General features: G+C 61.4%; 20 protein-coding genes and 1 tRNA gene. 17 read left to right on the top strand and 4 right to left on the bottom strand.

Annotated features, from left to right (window positions below; translation table 11 throughout):
- Positions 1-30: 30 nt before the first annotated feature.
- From KHO49_RS18615 to KHO49_RS18680, 14 genes are all read left to right on the top strand, one after another.
- On the top strand, positions 31-3,666 hold the full coding sequence (locus KHO49_RS18615) for an ATP-binding protein (RefSeq protein ID WP_170003129.1): 3,636 nt from the start codon (positions 31-33) through the stop codon (positions 3,664-3,666).
- 215 nt (positions 3,667-3,881) lie between these two features.
- Positions 3,882-5,438 (top strand): N-acetylglucosamine-binding protein GbpA, encoded by a 1,557-nt coding sequence (gbpA, locus tag KHO49_RS18620; protein WP_102881621.1) that lies wholly within the window; start codon positions 3,882-3,884, stop codon positions 5,436-5,438.
- Positions 5,439-5,755: 317 nt separating this feature from the next.
- Positions 5,756-7,309, top strand: a complete 1,554-nt coding sequence (gbpA, locus tag KHO49_RS18625) for an N-acetylglucosamine-binding protein GbpA (RefSeq protein ID WP_213665605.1) — start codon at positions 5,756-5,758, stop codon at positions 7,307-7,309.
- A 147-nt stretch (positions 7,310-7,456) separates the two neighbouring features.
- Positions 7,457-8,005, top strand: coding sequence for a type II secretion system protein N (locus KHO49_RS18630; RefSeq protein ID WP_110652776.1), 549 nt, complete (start codon positions 7,457-7,459; stop codon positions 8,003-8,005).
- Positions 8,002-9,921, top strand: coding sequence for a type II secretion system secretin GspD (gene gspD / locus KHO49_RS18635; protein WP_170003125.1), 1,920 nt, complete (start codon positions 8,002-8,004; stop codon positions 9,919-9,921). The genes KHO49_RS18630 and gspD overlap by 4 nt, the downstream gene beginning before the upstream one ends.
- On the top strand, positions 9,918-11,411 hold the full coding sequence (gene gspE / locus KHO49_RS18640; RefSeq protein WP_102881625.1) for a type II secretion system ATPase GspE: 1,494 nt from the start codon (positions 9,918-9,920) through the stop codon (positions 11,409-11,411). The genes gspD and gspE overlap by 4 nt, the downstream gene beginning before the upstream one ends.
- Before the next feature lie 2 nt (positions 11,412-11,413).
- Positions 11,414-12,631, top strand: coding sequence for a type II secretion system inner membrane protein GspF (gene gspF, locus KHO49_RS18645; RefSeq protein WP_213665606.1), 1,218 nt, complete (start codon positions 11,414-11,416; stop codon positions 12,629-12,631).
- Between the two features lie 16 nt (positions 12,632-12,647).
- The gene (gene gspG, locus KHO49_RS18650; protein WP_102864804.1) at positions 12,648-13,082 is read left to right on the top strand and encodes a type II secretion system major pseudopilin GspG; all 435 of its coding nucleotides are present in this window, start codon (positions 12,648-12,650) and stop codon (positions 13,080-13,082) included.
- Positions 13,083-13,085: 3 nt separating this feature from the next.
- Positions 13,086-13,580: a type II secretion system minor pseudopilin GspH gene (gene gspH / locus KHO49_RS18655; RefSeq protein ID WP_181433952.1), complete on the top strand. Its 495-nt coding sequence runs from the start codon at positions 13,086-13,088 to the stop codon at positions 13,578-13,580.
- The gene (gene gspI, locus KHO49_RS18660) at positions 13,564-13,950 is read left to right on the top strand and encodes a type II secretion system minor pseudopilin GspI (RefSeq protein ID WP_249735684.1); all 387 of its coding nucleotides are present in this window, start codon (positions 13,564-13,566) and stop codon (positions 13,948-13,950) included. Before gspH ends, gspI begins: the two co-directional genes overlap by 17 nt.
- Positions 13,947-14,546: a type II secretion system minor pseudopilin GspJ gene (gene gspJ / locus KHO49_RS18665; RefSeq protein ID WP_102881628.1), complete on the top strand. Its 600-nt coding sequence runs from the start codon at positions 13,947-13,949 to the stop codon at positions 14,544-14,546. The genes gspI and gspJ overlap by 4 nt, the downstream gene beginning before the upstream one ends.
- Positions 14,539-15,426: a type II secretion system minor pseudopilin GspK gene (gspK, locus tag KHO49_RS18670; protein ID WP_213665607.1), complete on the top strand. Its 888-nt coding sequence runs from the start codon at positions 14,539-14,541 to the stop codon at positions 15,424-15,426. Before gspJ ends, gspK begins: the two co-directional genes overlap by 8 nt.
- Positions 15,427-15,432: 6 nt before the next feature.
- Positions 15,433-16,572 (top strand): type II secretion system protein GspL, encoded by a 1,140-nt coding sequence (gene gspL, locus KHO49_RS18675; RefSeq protein WP_110652780.1) that lies wholly within the window; start codon positions 15,433-15,435, stop codon positions 16,570-16,572.
- Between the two features lie 3 nt (positions 16,573-16,575).
- Complete coding sequence (locus tag KHO49_RS18680) at positions 16,576-17,076, top strand: type II secretion system protein M (protein WP_242553876.1); 501 nt, start codon at positions 16,576-16,578, stop codon at positions 17,074-17,076.
- Positions 17,077-17,149: 73 nt separating this feature from the next.
- Here the strand turns inward: KHO49_RS18680 and KHO49_RS18685 are convergent, their stop codons facing one another.
- Entirely contained in the window at positions 17,150-17,821 is a 672-nt protein-coding gene (locus KHO49_RS18685; protein ID WP_011062013.1) for a Bax inhibitor-1/YccA family protein, read from the bottom strand.
- Positions 17,822-17,944: 123 nt separating this feature from the next.
- Between KHO49_RS18685 and KHO49_RS18690 the strand changes: the two genes are divergently transcribed.
- Positions 17,945-18,032 (top strand) — tRNA-Ser (locus tag KHO49_RS18690).
- 205 nt (positions 18,033-18,237) lie between these two features.
- Here the strand turns inward: KHO49_RS18690 and KHO49_RS18695 are convergent.
- Positions 18,238-19,023 carry a CHAD domain-containing protein gene (locus KHO49_RS18695; RefSeq protein ID WP_110596065.1) on the bottom strand — a complete coding sequence of 262 codons (786 nt, stop codon included), beginning with the start codon at positions 19,021-19,023 and terminating at the stop codon, positions 18,238-18,240.
- A gap of 189 nt (positions 19,024-19,212) precedes the next feature.
- Positions 19,213-19,662, bottom strand: a complete 450-nt coding sequence (locus KHO49_RS18700; RefSeq protein WP_102881713.1) for a tautomerase family protein — start codon at positions 19,660-19,662, stop codon at positions 19,213-19,215.
- A 96-nt stretch (positions 19,663-19,758) separates the two neighbouring features.
- Here KHO49_RS18700 and KHO49_RS18705 point away from each other — a divergent pair, with 96 nt between their 5' ends.
- Both KHO49_RS18705 and KHO49_RS18710 read left to right on the top strand, forming a co-directional pair.
- Positions 19,759-20,718, top strand: coding sequence for a GlxA family transcriptional regulator (locus KHO49_RS18705; protein ID WP_110596066.1), 960 nt, complete (start codon positions 19,759-19,761; stop codon positions 20,716-20,718).
- 409 nt (positions 20,719-21,127) lie between these two features.
- A complete protein-coding gene (locus KHO49_RS18710; RefSeq protein ID WP_213665608.1) occupies positions 21,128-22,060 on the top strand; it encodes a GGDEF domain-containing protein in 933 nt (310 codons plus the stop codon).
- Positions 22,061-22,133: 73 nt separating this feature from the next.
- Here KHO49_RS18710 and KHO49_RS18715 read toward each other — a convergent pair whose 3' ends face one another.
- Complete coding sequence (locus KHO49_RS18715; RefSeq protein WP_249735685.1) at positions 22,134-22,766, bottom strand: hypothetical protein; 633 nt, start codon at positions 22,764-22,766, stop codon at positions 22,134-22,136.
- Positions 22,767-22,964: the final 198 nt, after the last annotated feature.

Below are 22,964 nucleotides of genomic sequence, written 5' to 3' on the forward strand. Positions count from 1 at the left end.
TGTCCTGAAAAATTCTGGAGCTTCCCCCCTATGCCCCTGATTTCCCGCCCCCCCCAGTTCTGGAGGCTGATACGTGTCTGCCTGCTGTTCAGCTTCATGGTGCTGGTCAGCCTGTTTTTCAGCCTGCCCGCGCACTGCGCCACGTCGCAAGAGCCTGGCAATCCGTCGTTGACCCGACTGCTGGACATGCGCAGCGCCCTGCCCCACAAGGTGCTGCGGGTAGCAACCATCGTGCCCCCTGAGCGGCCTCTGGAAAGCGCCGGCAACCAGGTGCTCAAAGTGATCTCCGACGAGTACCTCAAGCTCATCGGCAAGCAGCTTGACCTGCGCTTTGAGTACGTCGAACTGGCCTCGCCCCAGGACGCGATCCGAGCCCTGCTCGAACACCGTATCGACCTGCTGCCACGGGCCACCGCGCTTGAAGCACGAACCCCCGGCCTGTCCCTCAGCCGTGCGTACCTGAACAACCAGCCGATCATTGTCGGGCGCATCAACGACAAGAGCCTGCCACCGGATCTGGAAGACAAGCGGGTGCTGGTACTGGACAACTACCTGGACCTCAAGACCGTCAGAAAGACCTATCCACGGGCCGACGTCAGCGGCGTGCACACCACCGCCCTGGCCCTTGAGCAACTGGCGGGCAAACAGGCCGACGCCTTTATCAGCGACCGTTTCCGCACCACCCTGTACATGCAGGCCCGCCCGGATCTGCGGCTGCACAGCAAGTTTTCTGCGCAATTGCCCGACGCCGGCTTCGCCTTCGCCGTGCGACGCGAGGATGCCACCCTGCGGGCACTGATCGACTACGTGCTCAACGCCATTCCCGAGGAGCACAAGCGCCAGATCCAGAACCAGTCGAGCCAGGAGCCCTTTCCCTTCGCGCCGACCGAGTCGTTTTCCCTGACCCCCAGCGAACTGAGCTGGCTCACCGCGCACCGGCAGATCAATCTGTTGGTGGAAGAAGCGCCGCCCTACATCTACCGCAATGCCGAGGGCCAATGGGCCGGACTGAGCATCGATATCCTGCGCACCCTGGCCGACTCGTTTCGCCTGCAACTCAACATCCTGCCCAGTCGCTCCAGGACCGATGACCTGGAACAACTGGCCGCCGGCAACGCCGACCTGACCACCCGCGACCTGGGTCTGCCCGACAATGCCCGGGGCATCGGCCTGAGCCAGAGCTACGGCACTCGCAACTGGGCCTTTGTGGTGCGCCATGGCGACAGCTCCCCCAGTTCCCTGGACGCCATGCTGGGGCGACACCTGGCGCTGCCGCGCAACCACCCGCTGCTCGAACACCTGAAACAGCGCTACCCGGATATCCATCTGGTGCTCACCGACGATCATCGCCAGGCCCTGAACCTGGTGCTGCAACGTGAGGTCGACGCCACCCTGGATACCCCGGTGGGCACCGAGGCGTTGTCCGGTTCCGGGCTGCAGTTCGGCCTGGCCTTCGACGCCCTGCCCGCCCCCCATCGCTTTGCCGTGGCCCCAGGTTCCAGAGAGTTGCTGAGCGTGCTCGACAAGCTGCTCGATTCCATGGCCAGGAATCCGCAAAGCGACATCCAACTGATCGCCGAACAACACTCCAGCACCGCGCTCTGGAGCTGGGTCGTCGAGCAGGCCTGGCATGTGGGTGTGGTGATCCTGATCATCTTCGTGCTGTCGCTGATCTGGAACTGGCGCCTGAAGATCCAGGTGCGGGAAACCATCTGCGCGCAGACCCGCCTGCAGGACAAGCTGGCGTTTCAGTTCTCCCTGCTCAATGGCCTGCCGACACCGCTGTATGTCTGCGACCTGGACGGTCGGTTGAGCACCTGCAACCGCGCCTATGAAGAGTTCTTCGCCACCTCCCAGGAACAGGTCGAGGGCTGCCTGCCCACCGAGCAGCCGAACATGCCGCGCGAGTTCGCCGAGGTGCTGCAAGAGGAGCATCAACTGCTGCTGGCCAATCACCGGCCCCGCTTTCTCGACACCAGCCTGTGGATCAACGAGCAGCAATTCTGCCTGTACCAATGGCTGGTGCCGTTCTACAACGCGCGCGGAGTCCTGCAAGGGTTGCTGGGGGGCTGGCTGGACATCTCCGAGCGCAAGAACCTGGAACTCAAATTGCGCGAGGCCAAGCAGGTTGCGCAAAAAGCCAGTGCCGCCAAAAGCGAGTTCCTCGCCTCCATGAGCCACGAACTGCGCACCCCGCTCAATGCCCTGGTCGGTCTGCTGGAACTGGAGACCAGCGCCAGCCAGGCGCCCTCGCACAATCTGCGGGTTGCCCAGCAATCGGCGACCTCGATGATCGACCTGATCGGCAACATCCTGGATCTGGACAAAATAGAGAGTGGCCTGATGCAACTAGCGCCCCACCCCACCGCCCTGGAACCCCTCTTGGCCAACGGTCTCGGGCTGTTTGCCGTGCAGGCCCGGGAGAAACGCCTGCAACTGAACTTCGACTATCAGGCCAGCCCCAACCGGCTGTACTGGGTCGACTCGCTACGCCTGCAGCAGATTCTGCACAACCTCTTGAGCAATGCCTTGAAGTTCACCGACCGCGGCCACATCCAGGTCACCCTGCGCGAAACCCATGTACAGGACAGCAACAGCCTGCTGACCCTAAGTGTGCGCGATACCGGCATCGGCATTCCCCTGGCCAATCAGGCGGGGATTTTCGAGCCCTACCGCCAGGCCACCGCGCGCACGGCACACCTGTACGGCGGCTCGGGACTGGGCCTGAGCATCTGCCATCAGCTGGTGCAATTGATGGGGGGCCGCATCTGGCTGGAAAGCGAACCCGGACAAGGCTGCTGCATTCACGTCGAACTGCCGGTGAGCTGGCAGACGGCGAACGCGGAAGTGGCGGAACAACCGGAGGTGAAACCGATCACCGGCAAAGCCTTGCGGGTGCTGGTGGTGGACGACGTCTCCACCAATGGCCTGGTGCTGACCTTGCAGCTGGAGCGCATCGGCCACGTTGCAGAACACGTCAGCAGTGGCGAAGAAGCCCTGCAGTTACTGCGCCACCGCCACTACGACGTGTTGATCAGTGACTGCAACATGCCGGGCATGGACGGCTACAGCCTGGCCCGTGCGGTGCGTGAAGCCGAACAACAGAGCGGTGCCCCGCCGCGCCTGATCGTCGGCTACACCGCCAGCGCCCTGAGCAACGAAGCGACCCAGTGCTCCAACGCCGGGATGAACGATCTGATGATCAAGCCCGTGACCCTGGCCCGGCTGCAGGAAGTACTGGGCAGCCACACCGGCGCTGGCGAAGAGCGGGTGCGCGCCTTCGACATCGACCACCTCAGGGACCTGGGGGAAAACAGTCCGACCCTGCACCGGCGCATCCTCAACGAACTGACCAAGAACCTGCAGCAGGAAATCGCCGAACTGCGCACCTGCGTCCTGGCCAATACCCCGCACCTGATCAACGACCTGACCCATCGCCTGAGCGGCGTGGCCTGCCTGATCAACGCGCAGGACATGGCCAGAACCTGCGACGCCCTGAGAAAGGTCGACGTGACCCATCTGCCGTCCGTGCGCAACTGCCAGCAAGCGCTGCTCAACGCCATGGAGCAGGTTTACGAAGAGGCCCGCAAGCAGCTGGCCAGCCTGCGCGAAGCGCCCGACGCCGACAGCCCGCCTCTGCCCCAGACACCCCAGGTCCAGGGCTAGCCTCCCTGAGGCGGACGCCGGGGCGCCGGGCTACGCGCCCCGGCCCGGCACTGCCGCCATTCTCGTACTTGTCTCATTCAACCGCCGGCCCCGCCTGCCTAACCTTGCGCCGGCTTTCGAGTACTGACAGTCAATGGCGCCAGACTCCCGGTGAGTCGCTACGCCAGCTCTCAATTGCTTGTTGAATCCAATAACGTCCAATCAGGGAACAATCGATGATCACGCGGCATACCCTCCATTCATTCCTCAAGCTTCCGCTGGCGATGGCCATCGGCCTGGCGGCACTCAGCGCGCAACAGGCGGCGGCGCACGGTTACATCGAAAAACCGAAATCCCGCGCCTTCATGTGCAGCAACCTGGGTGGCAACCTGAACAGCAACTGCGGCGGCGTGACCTACGAGCCGCAGAGCGTCGAATACCTGGCCAACGGCAGCCGCGACGGCTACCCGAGCACCGCCCAGGCCTGCCACGGCGAGTTCACCAAGTGCGGCCCTGCAGACGGCACCATTGCCGCCGGTGGCCTGCGCAACTTCGCCGGCCTCAACGAACAGACCGCCAACCGCTGGACCAAGGTCAATATCAAGCCTGGACTGAACACCTTCGACTGGCGCTACACCGCGGTGCACGCCACCCGTAACTGGCAGTTCTACATCACCAAGAAAGACTGGAATCCCAACCAGCCGCTGACCCGCGACTCGTTCGAACCGGTGCCACTGCTGACCGACAACTGGAACAACACCCTGCCGACCAAGACCGGCGGCACCACCAGCCACAAGGTCAACATTCCGGCCGACCGCAGCGGCTACCACATCGTCCTCGGCACCTGGATGGTGGGCGACAACACCAACACCTTCTATCAGGTGGTGGACGTGAACATCGAGAACAGCGAAGTCGCGCCTTCGAACTGGAAGAACATCGGTGCCGTTCAACCCCAGGCCCTGAGCATCGGCGACAAGGTCATGACCCGAGTGTTCAACGACCAGGGCGAACTGTCGGCCAAGCAGGTCACCCTGAACATCGACAGCGCCGAACTGGCCAAGGACAGCATCTGGCCCAAAGCCCTGGCCGAGAAGGTCAACCGGGCCAAGCTCGGCTATCAGATCGGTGAGCTCAACGACAAAGACCAGGTGGTGCCGCAGTTCGGCAAGAACAGCATCTTTGTCGACAAGAACAGTGACATCAACAGCGTGCTGATCGCCAAGGAACAAGCCGCCAAGCCGGGTGAACTCAAGGTCACCGGCATGCAGTCCGAGTACAGCCTCAAGGACGGCAAGGTCGACCTGCACTTCAACGCCATCGCCCTGAACGGCGACTTCACCATCACCGCCAGCGTGCTCAATGCCAAGGGTGAAACCGTCGCTCACCAGCAAGCCGACAGTGGCAACAATGCGCCGCACTTCAGCCTCGCGCTCAAAGGCCTGACAGCGGGCCAGTACGATCTGGTGGTGCTGGCCACGTCGAAGAAAGGCGAGCTGCTGCAACAGACCATCAGCTTCAACCTCAAGGCCGAGCCGGTGGTCGAGGAAACCCCGGGCGGTGGCGGCAATGATGGCGGCACCACCCCCGAGACCCCGGCCAAGTACGACCACGTGTTCCCTGAGGGCTTGAAGGCCTACAAGGCCGGCACACGGGTATTGCAACCCAAGGACGGCAAGACCTACCAGTGCAAGCCGTTCCCTTATAGCGGCTACTGCGTGCAGTGGAAGGCCGGCGCGACTCACTACGAGCCGGGCATCGGTTCTCACTGGGAAATGGCCTGGACCCGCCAGTAATCCTGCAACTCCCCAGTTGCTCCTTGGGGCGTGACGCGCAAGCGTCACGCTCATTTTTTTTCCCGTCGGCTCGCGTGCGCAAGGCCGCAAAGGCTCACTCGACGTGCCGCGCCAGCCCTCGCCAGATCCGGCAAAAAACCTGTTCTAGAGCCTTCCGACTCTCGTACTCGTCCCATGTGAACACCCTGGAGCAGCACGTAGCCTGTGCTCGCTGGCAAGGCTGCCGGAGCAGCGGACATCACGGGTGTCCCTGTGCCCCATCACCGGCCCCTCGCAGCGCTTCAACACTCATTTTTTAATTGCTCAAGGCATACACCATGATCAACTCCAACCGGACTCGCTCCTTCCTCAAGCTGCCAATCGTCATCGCCATGGCGACGGCGGGACTGGCCGCACAGCAAGCTTCCGCCCACGGTTATATCGAGAGCCCCAAGTCCCGCGCCTTCATGTGCCATTCCGATGGCGGCAGACTGAACGTCAACTGCGGCCCGGTGATGTACGAGCCACAAAGCACCGAGTACATCGGCGTGCCTGGCCGTAACGATCTCGAGCACTTTCCAAGCAACGCCCAGGCCTGCACCGGCGACTTCAAGGTATGCGGCCCGGCCGACGGTACCATCGCCGCCGGCGGCCTGGTGCGCTTCTCCCCGATCAACGAGCAGAGTGCTACCCGCTGGGCCAAGACCACCATCAAGCCGGGCCCGCAGAAATTCACCTGGCACTACAAAGCCGGTCACGCCACCCGCTACTGGCAGTTCTACATCACCAAAAAAGACTGGAATCCGAACCAGCCGCTGACCCGCGACTCGTTCGAAATGACACCACTGCTGGATCAGCCATGGCCGTCTGGCACCGTCCCGGCCCCGGCCAACGGCGAAACCCATCACACCGTGAACATCCCGTCTGACCGCTCCGGTTACCACGTGCTGCTGGCCACCTGGAAAGTCAACGACACCGACGCCACCTTCTACAGCGTGGTCGACCTGAACATCGACAATGGCGAGGTCATCCCGTCGAACTGGAACACCGTGGGCGCGGTACAACCTGAAGCCCTGAGCATCGGCGACAAGGTCAAGACTCGCGTCTTCAACGCACAGGGCGAGCTCAACGCCAAGCAAGTGGTGCTGAACATCGACAGCGCCGAACTGGCCAAGGCCGACGTCTGGCCGCACGCGCTGGCGAAGAAGGTCAATGCCGCCAAGCAGGGCTACCAGATGGGCCTGCTCAACGACAAGGACGAAGTGGTGCCGAATTTCGGCAGGAACGAAATCCTGGTCAAGAAAGGCAGCGACATCGTCAACGTGATGATCGACAAGGAACAGGCCGCCAAACCGGGCCAGCTGTCCATCACCGGCATGCAGACCGAATACACCCTGAAAGACGGCAAGACCGAACTGCACTTCAACGCCATCGCCAAGGGCGGCGACTACACCGTGAAGGCCACCGTGCTCAACGCCAAAGGCGAAAGCGTGACCTTCCAGCAAGCGCCGGCCGGCAACACCCCGCACTTCTCCATCCCGCTGAACAATGTCAGCCCCGGGGTCTACGACCTGGTGGTCGTGGCCACCTCGAAGAAAGGTGAAGTGCTGCAAGATGGCGCCCGCTTCACCCTCAAGGCCGAAGCCGGCGGTGGTGAAGGTGGCAACGAAGGCGGCAACGGCGGTGAAGGCGGCGCCAAGTACGACTACGTGTTCCCCAATGGCCTGAAATCCTACAAGGCCGGCACCGTGGTCCTGCAACCCAAGGACGGCAAGACCTATGAGTGCAAGCCAGGCGCCGTCGCCGGCTGGTGCACCCAGTGGACCAGCAGCGCCAATGCCTACGAGCCGGGCGTAGGTTTCGCCTGGCAGTCGGCCTGGAACGTCAAGTAACTCAATCGCGTCAACCACCCGAGCGTGGCGCCCCGGCGCCACGCTCCTTGTTAGCGGTCAAGCCCCCCCCATGAGCTCAACCCCCTATTCAAGAACCCATGTGCTGCTGCACTGGCAGGGTGAAAACCTGCCCAGGCGCATGTGCTTATGAGCGCCCTTCGCCTCTCACTTCGCGCTGGCCTGCTGGTCGGCGCCTTGTCGTTTCTGGCGGCCTGGCTGACTTGGCTGGCCTACAGCAGCTGGCAGTTCCGGCAAAGCCTGAACCCGGCGAGCCTGCAGGCGCCCTCCGTCGCGCCGCCAACGCCCCGGGCCCAGCCCGACCCGCAAGCCATCGCCCGGCTGTTCGGCGTGCAGTTGCCGGAGCATTCCAGCGACCTGCCCCGGGTGCCGCTGAACCTGGTGGCCAGCCTGGTGGCCGGGCAACCGGAACAGTCCCGGGCCCTGATCGAATCGCCCGAAGGCCGCCGCTTCTATGGCATCGGCGAGCCCCTGCCCGGCGGTGGCAGCCTGCGCCAGATCGGCACCGACCAAGTGCGGGTGCAACGCTTTGGCGAGGAACTGATCCTGAGCCTGCCCCAGCACGAAACGCCGTTGCTGACCCCGCAGGACCAGGACGCCGCCGCGGCCCAACCCCATCCACAGCCAGGCAGCGGGAGCCTGCTGCAACCGTCTCTGCAACCCCCTGGAGCATCATGAATCGAGCATTTATCGCCGGGTCCCTGCTGACCCTGGGCACCCTGATCAATCCCGTGTACGCCACGGAAAAAACCACCGCGGCCCAGCAATGGACCCTGAACATGAAGGACGCCGAGCTGCGCGACCTGGTCAACGAAGTGGGCCAGATCACCGGCAAGACGATGATTCTGGACCCGCGCCTGAACGGCAAGGTCACGGTGCAGTCCAGCACCGCCATGGATCAGCAAGGCATCTACTCGCTGTTTCTCACCGCCCTGCGCAGCCAGGGTTTTGTCGCCATGGACCAGGGCGACCGGGTGCTGATCCTGCCGGTGGCCGAAGCCAAGACCAAGGCCCACGCCGAGCCCAGCGGCGCCAGCGAAGAGTTCGTGACCCAGGTCATCGAACTGAACAACGCCAACGCCAGCGAAGTGGCCAGCGCGGTGCGCCCGCTGGTGGCCGCGGACGCCTACATGGCACCTTCCACCACCTCCAACGCCCTGGTGATTTCCGACAGCGCCAACAACGTCGAGCGGGTGCGTATGGTGATCAACGAGCTGGATAACGCCGGTGGCCGGCAGTTCAGCATCGTGCAGCTCAAGCACGCCTGGGCCACCGAAGTGGCCAAGACCCTGACCGACAGCCTGGCCGACAGCAACAGTGCGATGACCAGCGCCAAGGCGATTGGCGACTCGCGCAGCAACCGCCTGATCCTGGTGGGCCCGGCGCCGATCCGCCAGCAGATGCAGCGTCTGGCGCAAAGCCTGGATGTGCCGACCAATGTCGGCGACACCGCGCGGGTGCGCCGCCTCAACCACAGCGATGCGAAGAAGCTCGAAGAACTGCTCAGCGGCATTGGCAAGCGCATGGAATCCGGCAACCGTAGCGGCGACAGCCAGAAGCCCGACAGCCCGGTGCTGGTCAGCGCCGACACCAGCCAGAACGCCCTGGTGCTGATGGCCTCGCCGGCCCAGCTGGCGACCTTCGAAAGCATCATCAACGAGCTGGACCGGCCCCGGGCCCAGGTGCTGGTAGAAGCGGCAATCGTCGAAGTCAGCGGCGACATCAACCAGGCCCTGGGCGTGCAATGGGCCGGCAACCGCGGCAAGCTGTCCGCCGCCGCCAACTTCAACAGCGCCGGCCTGTCCATCGGTACCCTGCTCAACAGCCTGCAGGACGAAAAGCGCCCGAACCTGCCCGATGGCGCGATCATCGGCATCGGCGGCAGCAACTTCGGCGCGCTGATCACCGCACTGTCCAGCGACTCCAACAACAACCTGCTGTCCACCCCGAGCCTGCTGACCCTGGACAACGAAGCGGCGGAAATCCTCGTCGGCCAGAACGTGCCGTTCCAGACCGGCTCCTACACCACCGACACCGCCGGTGCCAGCAACCCCTTCACCACGGTGGAGCGCAAGGATGTGGGGATCACCCTCAAGGTCACGCCGCATATCAATGAAGGCAACTTCCTGCGCCTGAATGTCGAGCAGGAAAGCTCCGAACTGGCCGCCGCGCCGCCAGGCATCAACACCAGCGACGTGATCACCAACAAGCGCTCGGTCAAGAGCACCATCCTGGCCAACGACGGGCAGATCATCGTCCTCGGCGGGCTGATCAAGGACAACGTCAAGGTCCAGGTCAGCAAGGTGCCGCTGCTGGGGGACATTCCCTGGGTCGGCCGTCTGTTCAGCAGCAGCAAGGAAGTCAACGAGAAGACCAACCTGATGGTGTTCCTGCGTCCGACCCTGCTGCGCAACGCCGCCAGCACCGAGCAGATGAGCCAGCACAAGTACAACAACATGCGCTCGCTGCGCAGCCCGGACGGCAAGACCGGCGGCCAGTTGCCTGCTGACGCCAACCGCCTGTTCGACGCCAACCGCCAGGGCGATGCGGGCCTGATCGACATGCGCGCCCCCGGCGCCCAGCGGCAACCATGATCGCCACTGCCGAAGACGCGCGTCTGGCCTTTGCCTACGCGCGCCGCCACGGTGTGGTGCTGGACCATCAGCCGGACGGCGCGGTGCTGTATTGCCGCGCCAGTACGCCGTTGTCGGTGGTGGCCGAAGTCCGGCGCTTCAACGGTGCGCTGCTGCGCAGCGAGGTGCTGGACGACGAGGCCTTCGCCCAGCGCCTGGCCGCTCACTACCGCGACGGGCAGAACGGCGCCAAGCAGGTGGCCGACGGCCTGGGCGAACAGTTCGACGAAGAGTTCGATCTCAACAGCCTGGCCGAGCAACTGCCCAAGACCACCGACCTGCTGGAACAGGAAGATGACGCGCCGATCATCCGCCTGATCAACGCGATCCTCAGCGAGGCGGTCAAGAGCAAGGCCTCCGACGTGCACCTGGAAGCCTTCGAAGAACACCTGTCGGTGCGCCTGCGGGTCGACGGCCTGCTGCGTGAAGTGCTGCGCCCGCGCCGCGAGCTGGCGACCCTGCTGGTGTCGCGGATCAAGGTCATGGCCAAGCTGGACATCGCCGAGAAGCGTATTCCCCAGGACGGTCGGATCGCCTTGCGCATCGCCGGCCACGAGGTGGATGTGCGGGTTTCGACCCTGCCCTCCAGTCATGGCGAACGGGTGGTGATGCGCCTCCTGGACAAACAGGCCGGGCGCCTCAATCTGAGCCACCTGGGGATGAACGAGACGGTGCGCCAGCGCCTGGAAATCGCCCTGCACAAACCCCACGGCATTCTCCTGGTCACCGGCCCCACCGGCTCCGGCAAGACCACCACGCTGTATGCCGGGCTGGCCAGCCTCAACAGCCTGGAGCGCAACATCCTGACCATCGAGGACCCGGTGGAGTATCACCTCACCGGGATCGGCCAGACCCAGGTCAACGCCAAGGTCGACATGACTTTCGCCCGGGGCTTGCGGGCCATCCTGCGTCAGGACCCGGACGTGGTGATGGTGGGCGAGATCCGCGACCGCGAAACCGCGGAAATTGCCGTGCAGGCTTCCCTCACCGGACACCTGGTGCTCTCGACCCTGCACACCAACAGCGCCATCGGCGCGGTGACCCGGTTGGTGGACATGGGCATCGAACCCTTCCTGCTCTGCACCTCGCTGCTGGGGGTATTGTCCCAGCGCCTGGTGCGCCTGCTGTGCCCGGAGTGCAAGGAGCCCCACAGCGCCGATGCCGCCGCCTGCGAACGCCTGGGACTGAGCGCCGACGCAGCGCCGCAGTTGTACCGACCCAAAGGCTGCAGCGCCTGCCAGCACTCGGGGTATCGCGGGCGCCGGGGCATCTATGAACTGGTGCTGTTCGACGACACCTTGCGTCAGTTGATCCACACCGGCGCCGGCGAGTACGAACTGCTGGAGCATGCACGCAAGCACAGCGCCAGCCTGTTCGACGACGGCCAGGCCATGGTGTTGCAAGGGCAGACCAGCCTGGAAGAACTGCTACGCGTGACCCAGAGGGACTGATCATGGCCGCTTACGAATACCTGGCCATGTGCGCCGCCGGCAAAAAATCCACCGGCGTGGTGGAAGCCGACAGCCCGCGCCATGCCCGGCAACTGTTGCGCGAGCGCCAGCTGGTGATCCTCAAGGTCAGCGTCGCGCAGAGCAAGCGCGTGCGTGGCAAAGGCTTGCTGCAGGTGTCCGGCGGCGGCTTGAGCAGCGCCGAACTGGCCTTGCTCACCCGCCAGTTGTCGACCCTGGTCCAAGCCGCCCTGCCCCTGGAGGAGGTGCTGGCCGCTGTCGCCGCGCAGTGCGAGAAACAGCGGATCAAGAGCATGCTCCTGGCCATCCGCTCCCGGGTCCTGGAGGGCTATAGCCTGGCGGTGGCCCTGGCGGCCTACCCGCGGGCCTTCCCGGATCTGTACCGGGCCACGGTGGCCGCCGGCGAACGCTCCGGACACCTGGGTCAGGTGCTGATGAACCTGGCCGACTACACCGAGGCCCAGCAAGCGGCCCGCCAACAGATCCAGCTGGCCATGCTCTACCCGAGCATCCTGATGCTGGCGGCCGTCAGCATCGTCGGCTTCCTGCTGGGCTTCGTGGTGCCCGATGTGGTCAAGGTGTTTATCGACAGTGGCCAGGAACTGCCGCTGCTGACCCGGGGCCTGATCGCCAGCAGCGCCTTCCTGCAGGACTATGGCCTGCTCATGCTGCTGGTGATAGCGGGCCTGGTCCTGGCCGCCCGCGGCGCCGTCCGCAACCCGGCCACCCGCGAGCGCTGGCATGCCCTGGTGCTGCAACTGCCGCTGCTGGGCCGGCTGATCCGGGCCAGCAACTGCACGCGTTTTGTCAGCACCCTGGCGATTCTCGGACGCAGTGGCGTGCCACTGCTGGACGCCCTGTCCATCGCCAGCGAAGTGGTGGCCAATCAGAAAATTCGTACCGGTCTGAAAGACATTGTCCGGGGGGTACGCGAAGGTATCAGCCTGACCCGGGCCCTGGAACTCAACGGCAGTTTCCCACCGATGATGCTCTACATGATCGCCAGCGGTGAACGCTCCGGCGAGCTGGACAGCATGCTCGAACGCGCCGCCAAGCAGCAGGAAGAACAACTGGCCAACCGCATTGCCTTGCTGGTGGGCCTGTTCGAACCGGCCATGCTGGTGTTCATGGGCGCCTCGGTGCTGATCATCGTGCTGGCGATCCTGATGCCGATCCTCAGCCTGAACCAATTGATTACCTGAATGCGGAACCCCCTACGTGCAGACTCAGAACAAACAACGCGGTTTTACCCTGATTGAAATCATGGTGGTGGTGGTCATTCTCGGGGTCCTCGCGGCCCTGGTGGTGCCCCAGATCATGAGCCGTCCCGACCAGGCCAAGGGCGCCGCCGCCCAGAGCGATATCAAGGCCATTGCCATGGCCCTGGACATCTACAAGCTCGACAACCACCAGTACCCCAGCAGCCAGCAAGGGCTCGAAGCCCTGGTCAGCAAGCCCAGCGGCAACCCGCCGGCACGCAACTGGAACCCCGACGGTTACCTCAAGCGCCTGCCCATCGATCCCTGGGGCAATGCCTATCAATACCGCGTGCCAGGCGCCCGCGGCACGGGCTATGACCTGTTCTCCTTTGGCGCCGACGGCAAGCTCGGCGGTGACGGCCTGAACGCCGAGATCGGCAACTGGGACCGCTGAGCGGTGCAACGCTCCCACGCCAAGGGCTTCACTCTGGTCGAAGTACTGGTGGTGGTGCTGATCATCGCCCTGTCTGCGGGCATGATCGGCCTGATCAACCCCGACTCCGCCAGCCGTCAGGCGCGCCGTGAAGGCGATCGCCTGCTGGCGCTGCTGCAACTGCTGCGCCAGCAGGCGGTGTTGAGCAACAGCGACTACGGCCTGCGCATCGAACCCGACGCCTACTCCGTATTGCGCCTGGATGAACAGGGGCAGTGGCTGGCCGACCGCGACTGGCGGGCCCAGAGCCTGCCCGACAACCTGCGCCTGCGCCTTGAGGTTGCCGAAGCCGGCCCGGCCCTGGGCCAGGCGGTGAGTCGCAGCGCCCTGCCCCAACTGCTGGTGCTGTCCAGCGATGAAACCAGTGCCTTCACCCTGTGGATCGAGCACCGCAACTCTCCGTTGCTGACCCTGTCCAGCGACGGCATACAGGAGCCTCGACTTGAAACCTCGAACTGAGCAGGGTTTTACCTTGCTGGAAGTCATGGTGGCGCTGGCGATTTTCGCCACGGTGTCGATTGCGCTGTTCAGTGCTATTCAGCATGTGGCCATCAACAGCGGCAATCTGGCCGAACGCACCCAAGCCACTTGGATTGCCGACAACTACCTGAATGAACTGCGCAGCGGCATGCAGCCGCGCACCCTTGGGCGCCAGCAACGGCAGGTCGAGTTTGGCGGGCGCAACTGGTGGCTGTTCAGCGAGATCGAAGCGGCCCCGGACTCGCGGTTGCTCAAGGTCAACCTGCGGGTCTCGGCCGAGCAGGACCCGCAACGGGCCCGGCAATACAGCCGCGCGCAACTGCTGGGTTACATCGAGGCCAACCCATGAACCAGCGCGGCTTCACCTTGCTGGAAGTGGTGGTGGCCATCGCCATCTTCAGCCTCCTGGGGTTGGCGACCTATCAGTTGCTGGATCGGGTGATGCGCAGCGACCAGCGCATCCAGACCCAGGAACAGCAGTTGCGCCACCTGCAACGGGCCCTGAGTCTGCTGGAGCGTGATCTGGTGCAAGTGCAGCGTCACGCCCTCAAGGACGACCACAGCCATAGCCAGGCGCTGATCAGCCAGCATCAGGGGCTGCGCCTGCTGCGCGGCGGCTGGCGCAACCCCCTGGACGCTCCGCGCAGCGATCTGTTGCAGGTCAATCATCGCTTGAGCGACGGCGCGTGGATTCGCGAAACCCAGGGCCTGGAACGAGACAGCCTCAGCCAGGTGCAACCCTTGCTCAGTGGGGTCGAGTTGGTCCACTTGCGCTTCATCGACGCCCAGGGCCAGCCCCATGACAGCTGGCCCATCGGCAGCGAGGCCCTGAGCCTGCCGGCCGCCGTGGACATTGAGCTGAGCGCGCCCGGCTTCCCGCATATCCGCCGGGTCATTCTGCTGCCCGGCGGCGCCGAAGTGGACGAGGACGCACCCCGTGAATAAGCCTCGTGCACAGCGCGGCGTTGCCTTGCTCAGCGTGTTGCTGATCACCGCGCTGGTGACCCTGGTGGTGAGCAATATGCTCGCCCGCCAGCGACTCAGCCTCGCCAGCAGCAGCCACCTGGTGCAACACCAGCAGCTCTGGCAACTGGCCCTGAGTGGCGAAAGCTGGGCCCGTAGCCAGTTGCAGGAAGATGCCCGCAGCGAAGGCGGCCTGCTGGTGACCCATCTGGGCCAGCATTGGGCCCGACCGGCCCCGGCGTTCCCGATCGAGGGTGGCAGGATTGCGATCCAGATCGTCGATCTGGGCGCGCGCCTCAACCTCAACAGCGCGCTGGTGCAGGACGATATCATCCCCCGTGCCCGCTACCAGCGGCTGCTGGCCCTGGCCCAGATCAAGCCCCACGACCCGGCGGCGCTGTCGCGCCCTCTTGATCGCCTGGGCCGCCCTTTGCCCCTGAGCGACATCAGCGAGCTGCGACAATTGCCGGAAGTCGACCGCGCCACCCTGCAACGCCTGTCGCCACTGGTCGCGGCCTATGAACAAGCCCACATCAACCTCAATACCGCCAGCGCCCTGGTGCTGGCCAGCATCGAAGGCATCGACCTGCCGACCGCCCAGACCCTGGCCCAATCGCGCCCGAGCAAGGGCTATCCCACGGTCGCCGCGTTCCTCGCCAACCCCATGCTCCAGGGCCGGGACATTACCCCTCGCGGGCTGAGCGTCAACAGTCGCCAGTTCCGCGCCACCATCGACGTTGAACTGCATGGCCGACGCCTGCGCCTGGTCAGCGACCTGCGCGTCATGAACGCTGAACAGGTCCGGGTGCAACAGCGCACGCTGCTCCCCGGACCGTCCAACGCCCATCTGCTTACCGAGTAACCATTGATGAGCCATTGGCTTTACCTTTCGCCCCATACCACCGGCGACACACCGTGGCGTTGCCACTGGTGGTCAGCCGGCAGCACGCCCCAGCAAGGCAGCCTGGAACAGGCCGCCGAACACCTTCGCGAGCATGGATTTGTCCTGCTGCTGCCGATGGAAATGGCCAGTTTTCATCAAGTCAGCGTCCCGGCACGCAGCGGTCGCTGGTTGCGCCAGGCGCTGCACAGTGCCCTGGAAGAACACTTGATCGACGACGTCGAGCACTTGCACATGGCCCATGGCCCGTTGCGCGAGCGACGTCACTGCTCGGTGCTGGTCATCAATCGCGAGCGCCTGCAGCGTTGCCTCAAGCGCCTGGCCGAACACGGACTGCAACCGTCGCGCATGCACATCGATGCCGACTGCCTGCCCCAGGACCGGCCACGAGCCCTGGCCTGGGACGGCCGCTGGCTGTTGGGCGGCAGCGCCCCACTGCGCCTGACCCTCAGCGACCAGGAGCTCGGTGACCTGAATCGGTTGGTGCCGGATGGGCTGCTGTGGCAAGGCGCCCAGGCCCCAGGCATCGACGGCCTGGAACCGCAGCACTGGCAGGCCGAGGAGCAGCCTTGGCAAGTGCTCAGCCAGGGCAGCCTGCAGGCAATCGACCTGTGCCAGGGCCAATTCCAGCGCCGCACCCGCAAAGCGAGGCCCTGGCGCCTGGCGCTACTGGTGCTGGCGATTGCCGGCGGCGCCCATCTGCTGCAGAACATCGGGCACCGGTTGTACCTGGAGCAACGCAGCGACCAGTTGCACGCCGCCAGCCAGAGTCTGTGGCAAGAGCGCTTTGCCGATGAACCGGTTACCGCCGACCTGGCGCGTCAGGTGCGGCTCAAGCAACGCCAACAGGTGCAGGAAACACCGGGCGTAGCCCTGCGTCTGTCGCAACTGGCGGAGCAATGGGTCGCCAGTGGCGGCGCGCTGTCGATGATCCAGCGTCTGGATTACCAGGCCGAGGAAGGCTGGAGCCTGCAAGTGAGCGCCCCGGCCTTTGCCGATCTGCAAATGCTGCGCGAGGGCCTGATCAACCAGGGCCTGAGCGTCAGCACCGACTCATCCGTGCGGGACGCTCAAGGCGTCTCCGCGCGTTTTCAAATCAAGGAGTAAGACGTGAATCCATCCAGCGCCACGACTCCGACCAGGACCGCCCTGGCGAACCCACTCCGACAACGCTGGCAGCGTCTGGCAAAGCGCGAACAACGGGCAGTACAAGCCCTGGTGGTCTTCGCTGGCCTGACCAGCCTCTATCTACTCTGGCAACCGCAACAACAGGCTCTGGCCCTGGCCGAGCAACGCTATACCGAGGAAACGCAATTGCTTTTAGATCTACAACGGCTGCCCGTCAGCACCTCCGCACTTCGTGGCCCAGTCATTTCCGGTGATGCCCTGCCGGGCATGCTGGCACGCTCCAGCAGCCAGGCCGGGCTCAACCTGGAACGCATGGACCAGGAGGATGAAGGACGGGTCAACCTCAGTCTGGAGGGGCCTCTCAACGGCCTGATCACCTGGATCGACCAGTTGGAGCAGCAGCAAGTCGCCGTGCTGTCGTTCTCCATCGAGGTCAACAAGGACGCCATGGCCAGCGCACGCTTGCAGCTGCACAGCCCTTGAAACCTTGTCACGCTTGAAACCTGGACAACAAAAAGCCCGCCGAAGCGGGCTTTTTTAGGCTCAACAACCGGATTCAGTCATCGCGGCCCATGATGCCGAACAGCTGCAGCAGGCTGACGAACAGGTTGTAGATCGATACATACAGGCTGATGGTGGCCATGATGTAGTTGCGTTCGCCGCCATGGATGATGGCGCTGGTCTGGAACAGGATGCACACCGAGGAGAACAGCACGAAACCGGCGCTGATCGCCAACTGCAGACCGCTGATCTGGAAGAACAGGCTGGCCAGCACGGCGCCCATCAACACGAAGAAACCAGCGGTGATGAAACCACCGAGGAAGCTCATGTCCTTGCGGGTGATCAGCACGTAGGCCGACAGACCGCCAAACACCAGCGCCGTCATGGCGAAGGCCGAACTGACCACTTCAGCGCCGCCCTGCATACCCAGGTAACGGTTGAGGATCGGGCCGAGCAAAAAGCCCATGAAACCGGTCAGGGCGAAAGCCGACACCAGGCCCCAGGCCGAGTCACGGAGTTTGTTGGTGAGGAAGAACAGACCGTAGAAACCGATCAGCACCACGAAGATGTTCGGGTAGCCGACGCGCATCTGCTGCGCCACATAAGCCATGACACCACTGAACGCGAGGGTCAGAGCCAGCAAGCCATAAGTGTTGCGCAGGACGCGGCTAACCTCTAGCTGCTCGGCCTGCACGCCGTTGTTAACTGCGTAATCCTGTTCGCGCATGGCGACACTCCTGTTGGGGGAAACATTTAGTGGCAAGGATGATAACAGAGGCTCTGTAACTCGCGATGCAGAGAGTTTGACAGTGTGTTTCATTCGGGTATCATGGCGCCCGCAATGCGATCTGGAGGTGTGGCCGAGTGGTTTAAGGCAGCGGTCTTGAAAACCGCCGACTGTAACAGGTCCTAGAGTTCGAATCTCTACGCCTCCGCCAAATCTCAACGAGAAAGCCCTGATTTATCAGGGCTTTTTTGTGTCTGGCGTTTGGCATTCCTGGCGCAGTGATGCATGGCGTTTCCGCATCTTTTCGCTGATTTCCGCAACTCAACACTCTTCTAAGGCGTTCTGCCTGACATCATTTTGTAAAAATTCAGCTGCAATACTCCGCATACAAAGCGTGCTTTTTTTCCGGCTGCCACCTAGGGCAGCTTTTTTTTGCCCGCTGGTTTTGGGAGCCGCTTTGCCAGATTGACCAATTGGACCTCAGCCTTTTGCAGTGCTGTAGCGGCAGCAGACAACCAGACCTGCTTCAGAGGCCGCAGGTCGGTTTCAATCTGAGCTTTTTGACACCACTGGTAATGGTCATGCCAGGCGCCCAATGCCGACTGCAATTCCTTGAGAGCCCTGGCTGACTTTTTTGACAGTGGAGACAGTTCGGGGAAGGCCTCCGTCAGATAACGGGTCCGCTTGACCAGTATTCTCAGCTCGTGGCGATCATATTGGGAGTCATCCACGGCAGCATGCAATCGGTCGATCTGCTTGCAAAGCGCCGTCTTAATTTGCGTCTCAATACCTTTCAATTCGCCATTGGCTTCAATCAAGCGAAAGCTTGATGGCCATTTATCCAGCCGAACCAACAGGCTCTTGATGGACTGCCCATTGAGAATGCTTTCGTAGCTTGAATCCAATCGAGACGCCCTGGTTTGCGCCAGCCCGGCAAACCCCCTCTCCTGAAGCTCCAGGATCATCACTTCCAGATCCCGGGCCGGGGTCGTTTCTCTGCCGACCTCTGCCGCCGCGTCGTTTAACGCAGCCACTTCATTCAATAAACGAAATGGCTTCAGCAGGCTTCTAATCTTCCTGACGGCTATTCTGAGATCGTGCAAAGCCTCATTGTCGGTACGACACTCCAGGCGCGCCTGCGCGTGATAAAGCGCAACCTGGAGGGTCAATATCTCGGCCACAAACTTGTTCACAAATGACATTCAGAGCAGCCTCGTCGAGAGATTGCTGGGTTAGATCAAGCAACGACCTTAAGCACGTCCTTCATGTGCGAACGACAACGGGATAGGCCAAGTGCAACGAACATTTACCTTAGCCTACTATTTGATTTCATTTTCATGACGGGTCGCTGCGCCCCATAACTGCCACAAGCCCAGTGCGCTGTCTTTCTCCTATGCCGGTCCTTGCAGGTGTCGGTATCCAGCCGCTTGAATGAAATCAGCCAAGTGCCAAATCTCTCCATTCGCAGCCCATAAACCATCTTTGACTTCATCAAGGATGATAGAAGTCATGATGATCCGTTGATCGCCGGCTGCTCGCGCCTGGCTGACAGCCTGATGCAAACGCTTCACATAGTCGCTTCGCATCGCCTCATTCAACACGCCATCAGGAACCTTGACCTGCACGATGCAGGGAATGGCCTGAGCGCTGATATCCATCGCGCCGCATGTCCAGGCGCCTGCAGACACTTCATCAATGAGCGTCCAACACAGCCCCTGTTGACGAGGATCATCGCCGATTTGTTCGACTGCCACGGCCACTTTTGTAACCTCTTCGCAAAGCCGTGCCCGTTGCTCGGGAGAAAAAGAACCTTGGGGCACTTTGATCAGAATATTTGGCATACCGGTTAACGCTCGATGAAATGGAGGCGTCATTAAGCCTGTCATGCAACACTGCAACCAGAGACCGATTTGACATCTTTCATGCATAATCAGCCAATGAACGACTTCACGATTTTGGTCGCCAATGGCGCCTTCGCCTCCAGTGTCGCCCTGACTCTGGACATCCTTTCGACGGCAGCCGTAATCGCCCAGCGACAAGGCACTGCCGTGCCACGCTGGGAGATCTGCGGGGTGGACACCGATTGCGTGACACTCGGCCACGGCATGCAAATTGCCGTTCAGCCCTTGACCACTCGATTCGATGACCGCTCTTGCTGGATTATCCCCGGCATCGGAGTCGCCGATGCCCTTTCACTCGAACACCGATTAAAACAGGCGGATATTGCGCTGTTGATTCCGGCACTACTCTCCCACGTGCAATCAGGGGGCGACGTAGCCGCATCCTGTTCTGGGGTATTCGTCCTGCAGGCTGCGAACCTGCTCGCCGGGCACTGTGTGACCACTTCCTGGTGGCTGGCCCCCTTGCTCCGGCAGTGGGCACCTGAGTGCCAGGTAGATGCCGATCGCATGGTCATCATCGACCCGCCGTTGATCACTGCGGGCGCAGCGCTGGGTCATAGTGATCTGATGTTGCATCTTCTGCGAAGCCGCTTCTCACCTGCTTTGGCAGATGCCGTTGCAAGGGCGCTACTGATAGATGGCAGGCAATTACAATCGCCCTTCATGGTTCCGGCAATGATGGCTCAGGGGAACGAATTGATCGCACAGTTGACGGCCCATATTGAAGACTCGCTACCAGCGACTATCAGTGTCAGCGCACTCGCCTCCAGCTTTGGTTTGTCAGAACGGACCTTGTCTCGACACGTCCACAAGGCAACCGGTTATAGCCCGTTACGGCTGATCCAACGAGTCCAGGCCAATAAAGCCCGAGAACTGCTGGCAAACAGTAAATATTCAATCGACACCATTGCCGAACACGTCGGATACAAAGACGCCACCTCCCTGCGGCGACTGATGAAAAAGATGCTGAACGCAACACCACGGCAATTGCGCTAGCGGCCATGGCGAACTGTTTTCAATCCAACTGTCCGATCTGGAGTGCGACTCGAACAGCTCGCTTGTTCATAACCACCAACGAGAGGACGGAAAATGTTCACGCAATGGCCAAAATCTACCGACTACCAATCGGTCGCACGAAAAAAAACGATACGTTAAGTCGCTGGCAAAGATAGTGCCCTTCCCCCAAAAAATTCGTCACTTTTGAAGAGATTCAGCGCAGCTGTCGGCATTTCAGCAGCGCTTTTTTACTGAACTCAATCGTAATTACTATAGAGCGCATAGAAAAACAGGCTTTGAGTTCTTCAGCGACTACAATGAAAAAATAGAACACTCACCACTTGTCACGCCTCGGCATTACAGCACTTAAAAACAATCCTTATCCTTCGCTCCTATTAATGGATCATGTATGAAGATTGAAATACTTAAACAAGCAGTTATGGATTCGCGAGACGGGATCACCATCTCCGACAACTGCATTGACGACAATCCGTTGATATTTGTAAACCCTGCTTTTGAGCGGATGACCGGCTACTCATCCGAAGAAATCACCAACATCAACTGTCGATATCTACAAAGAAACGACAGAGATCAACCTGAACTGGAGCTTATTCACGACGCTGTAAAAAAAGGCGAGTACTGCCTTGTAACCTTGCGAAACTACCGCAAGGATGGAACCATGTTTTGGAATGAGTTAAGCATATCGCCAATCCATGATGAGAACGGGACTGTCACTAACTTTATCGGCATCCAAAAAGATGTAACATCGAGGGTGATAATACAGCAGCAACTTCGCGACGAGCATCAGTCTCTCGAGGAAATGAAAATACACTTCGAGCAACTGTCCATAAAAGACGGGCTCACGGGGATATACAATCGCCGTTTTTTTGATACGCAGTTCGAAATCCAATGGAAAATTGCCTGCCGCAATGGCGACTCATTGACGCTTGCCATGATTGATATTGATCACTTCAAATCCTTCAATGATATTTATGGGCATCAAGCGGGTGATGAAGCGCTCATACGCGTCGCTGACAGTTTGAATAAATCCTTTCAGCGTGGCTCTGACTTTGCAGCCAGGTATGGCGGCGAAGAATTTGTAATCCTGTCCAATGGCATGACCAAAGAGCAAGCCTCTCTGTACGTCAAAACACTATGCCAACGAGTTCGGGATCTAAAAATACCGCACTCCGCCTCCAGCACGGGATACTTAACCGTAAGCATCGGTTTTTCAGTTCATACATTTGGTCCGCTGCACCCGTCTAACGTATTACTGGCTCAAGCCGATAAAGCGCTCTATGCAGCTAAAAAACGCGGCAGAGACCAATCATTTAGTCTCTAGGCTCTGTAGCAAAAACTGGCATTTGCATCACCCGCCTGTCGATAACCCATCGAAACGCCTGGACGCGCTTCCTTCATTTGTCCAGATTCAGTAGTTCCTGCATCCGTGAGCCAATGATTCCTCGCAACCACGCAGCATGAAACTCCATTTCTTCCAGAGAAGTACCCTCAGCCAATCGATATACGAACTCCTTGTCCCTCGGTCCCTGACACACGACACTCAAATGGCCATCGCGGTCATAACTGGCGAGCACGTAAGGGCAGATACAAATAATGTCGCTAAATGGCACCTGCACTTCGGTGGGCTTACGACCGCGACGGGTGACAGTGAGGGTCAGCAGTTGCTGGTTTTCGTCGAACGTGAAGGCCAGCACTCTAGGCGCAGAGAAGATCCACGCAAAGACCAGCCCCATGAGCACAACAGAACCACACAGGAACTGGATGAGCAACGACGTTGTGAGGCTAGACCCATCGCTGCTCGGTTCACCTGGCATCGCTTCGAAACCGAGAAGGAGCAGTATCGTCAGCACTAAACCCGGCAACAACCCAAGCACCACAAAACAGAAACCCAAAATGGCCGCACCCGTGCTTCCAATGCTCAGTAAGTCCGGGCCGCGATGCCAGATAGGTGAGTGGACGGCAGGGTTTTCAGTACTTGGCGCGGCTAGAGGCGTTGCGACAAGCTGAGGTGGGCTTTGACGATGCATCTAGCAGACTCCAGGTTTTGCAGCGCAGACGGTACCACTACAACCAGATGGCCAGGTCCAGGATCATCGGATTTTTTCACTGCGGTTATTGATCGATGCTCTCCCCAGAACCCAGCCCTTTCATATCCCATATGACCGCAGACACGCTATGAATAGCGTCATTCCTCTCTTCAAGGCTCGGGACGCAAGTAGTCAAAT

Origin of the sequence: Pseudomonas sp. RC4D1 (genome assembly GCF_018390395.1) — a bacterium.
Lineage (GTDB): Bacteria > Pseudomonadota > Gammaproteobacteria > Pseudomonadales > Pseudomonadaceae > Aquipseudomonas > Aquipseudomonas danubii.

Excerpts from the sequence above, each read along its gene's own strand:
- KHO49_RS18615 (WP_170003129.1), top strand. The coding sequence starts at position 31 with ATGCCCCTGATTTCCCGCCCCCCCCAGTTCTGGAGGCTGATACGTGTC.
- gbpA (WP_102881621.1), top strand. The coding sequence starts at position 3,882 with ATGATCACGCGGCATACCCTCCATTCATTCCTCAAGCTTCCGCTGGCG.
- gbpA (WP_213665605.1), top strand. The coding sequence starts at position 5,756 with ATGATCAACTCCAACCGGACTCGCTCCTTCCTCAAGCTGCCAATCGTC.
- KHO49_RS18630 (WP_110652776.1), top strand. The coding sequence starts at position 7,457 with ATGAGCGCCCTTCGCCTCTCACTTCGCGCTGGCCTGCTGGTCGGCGCC.
- gspD (WP_170003125.1), top strand. The coding sequence starts at position 8,002 with ATGAATCGAGCATTTATCGCCGGGTCCCTGCTGACCCTGGGCACCCTG.
- gspE (WP_102881625.1), top strand. The coding sequence starts at position 9,918 with ATGATCGCCACTGCCGAAGACGCGCGTCTGGCCTTTGCCTACGCGCGC.
- gspF (WP_213665606.1), top strand. The coding sequence starts at position 11,414 with ATGGCCGCTTACGAATACCTGGCCATGTGCGCCGCCGGCAAAAAATCC.
- gspJ (WP_102881628.1), top strand. The coding sequence starts at position 13,947 with ATGAACCAGCGCGGCTTCACCTTGCTGGAAGTGGTGGTGGCCATCGCC.
- gspL (WP_110652780.1), top strand. The coding sequence starts at position 15,433 with ATGAGCCATTGGCTTTACCTTTCGCCCCATACCACCGGCGACACACCG.
- KHO49_RS18685 (WP_011062013.1), bottom strand. The coding sequence starts at position 17,821 with ATGCGCGAACAGGATTACGCAGTTAACAACGGCGTGCAGGCCGAGCAG.
- KHO49_RS18695 (WP_110596065.1), bottom strand. The coding sequence starts at position 19,023 with ATGTCATTTGTGAACAAGTTTGTGGCCGAGATATTGACCCTCCAGGTT.
- KHO49_RS18700 (WP_102881713.1), bottom strand. The coding sequence starts at position 19,662 with ATGCCAAATATTCTGATCAAAGTGCCCCAAGGTTCTTTTTCTCCCGAG.
- KHO49_RS18705 (WP_110596066.1), top strand. The coding sequence starts at position 19,759 with ATGAACGACTTCACGATTTTGGTCGCCAATGGCGCCTTCGCCTCCAGT.
- KHO49_RS18710 (WP_213665608.1), top strand. The coding sequence starts at position 21,128 with ATGAAGATTGAAATACTTAAACAAGCAGTTATGGATTCGCGAGACGGG.
- KHO49_RS18715 (WP_249735685.1), bottom strand. The coding sequence starts at position 22,766 with ATGCATCGTCAAAGCCCACCTCAGCTTGTCGCAACGCCTCTAGCCGCG.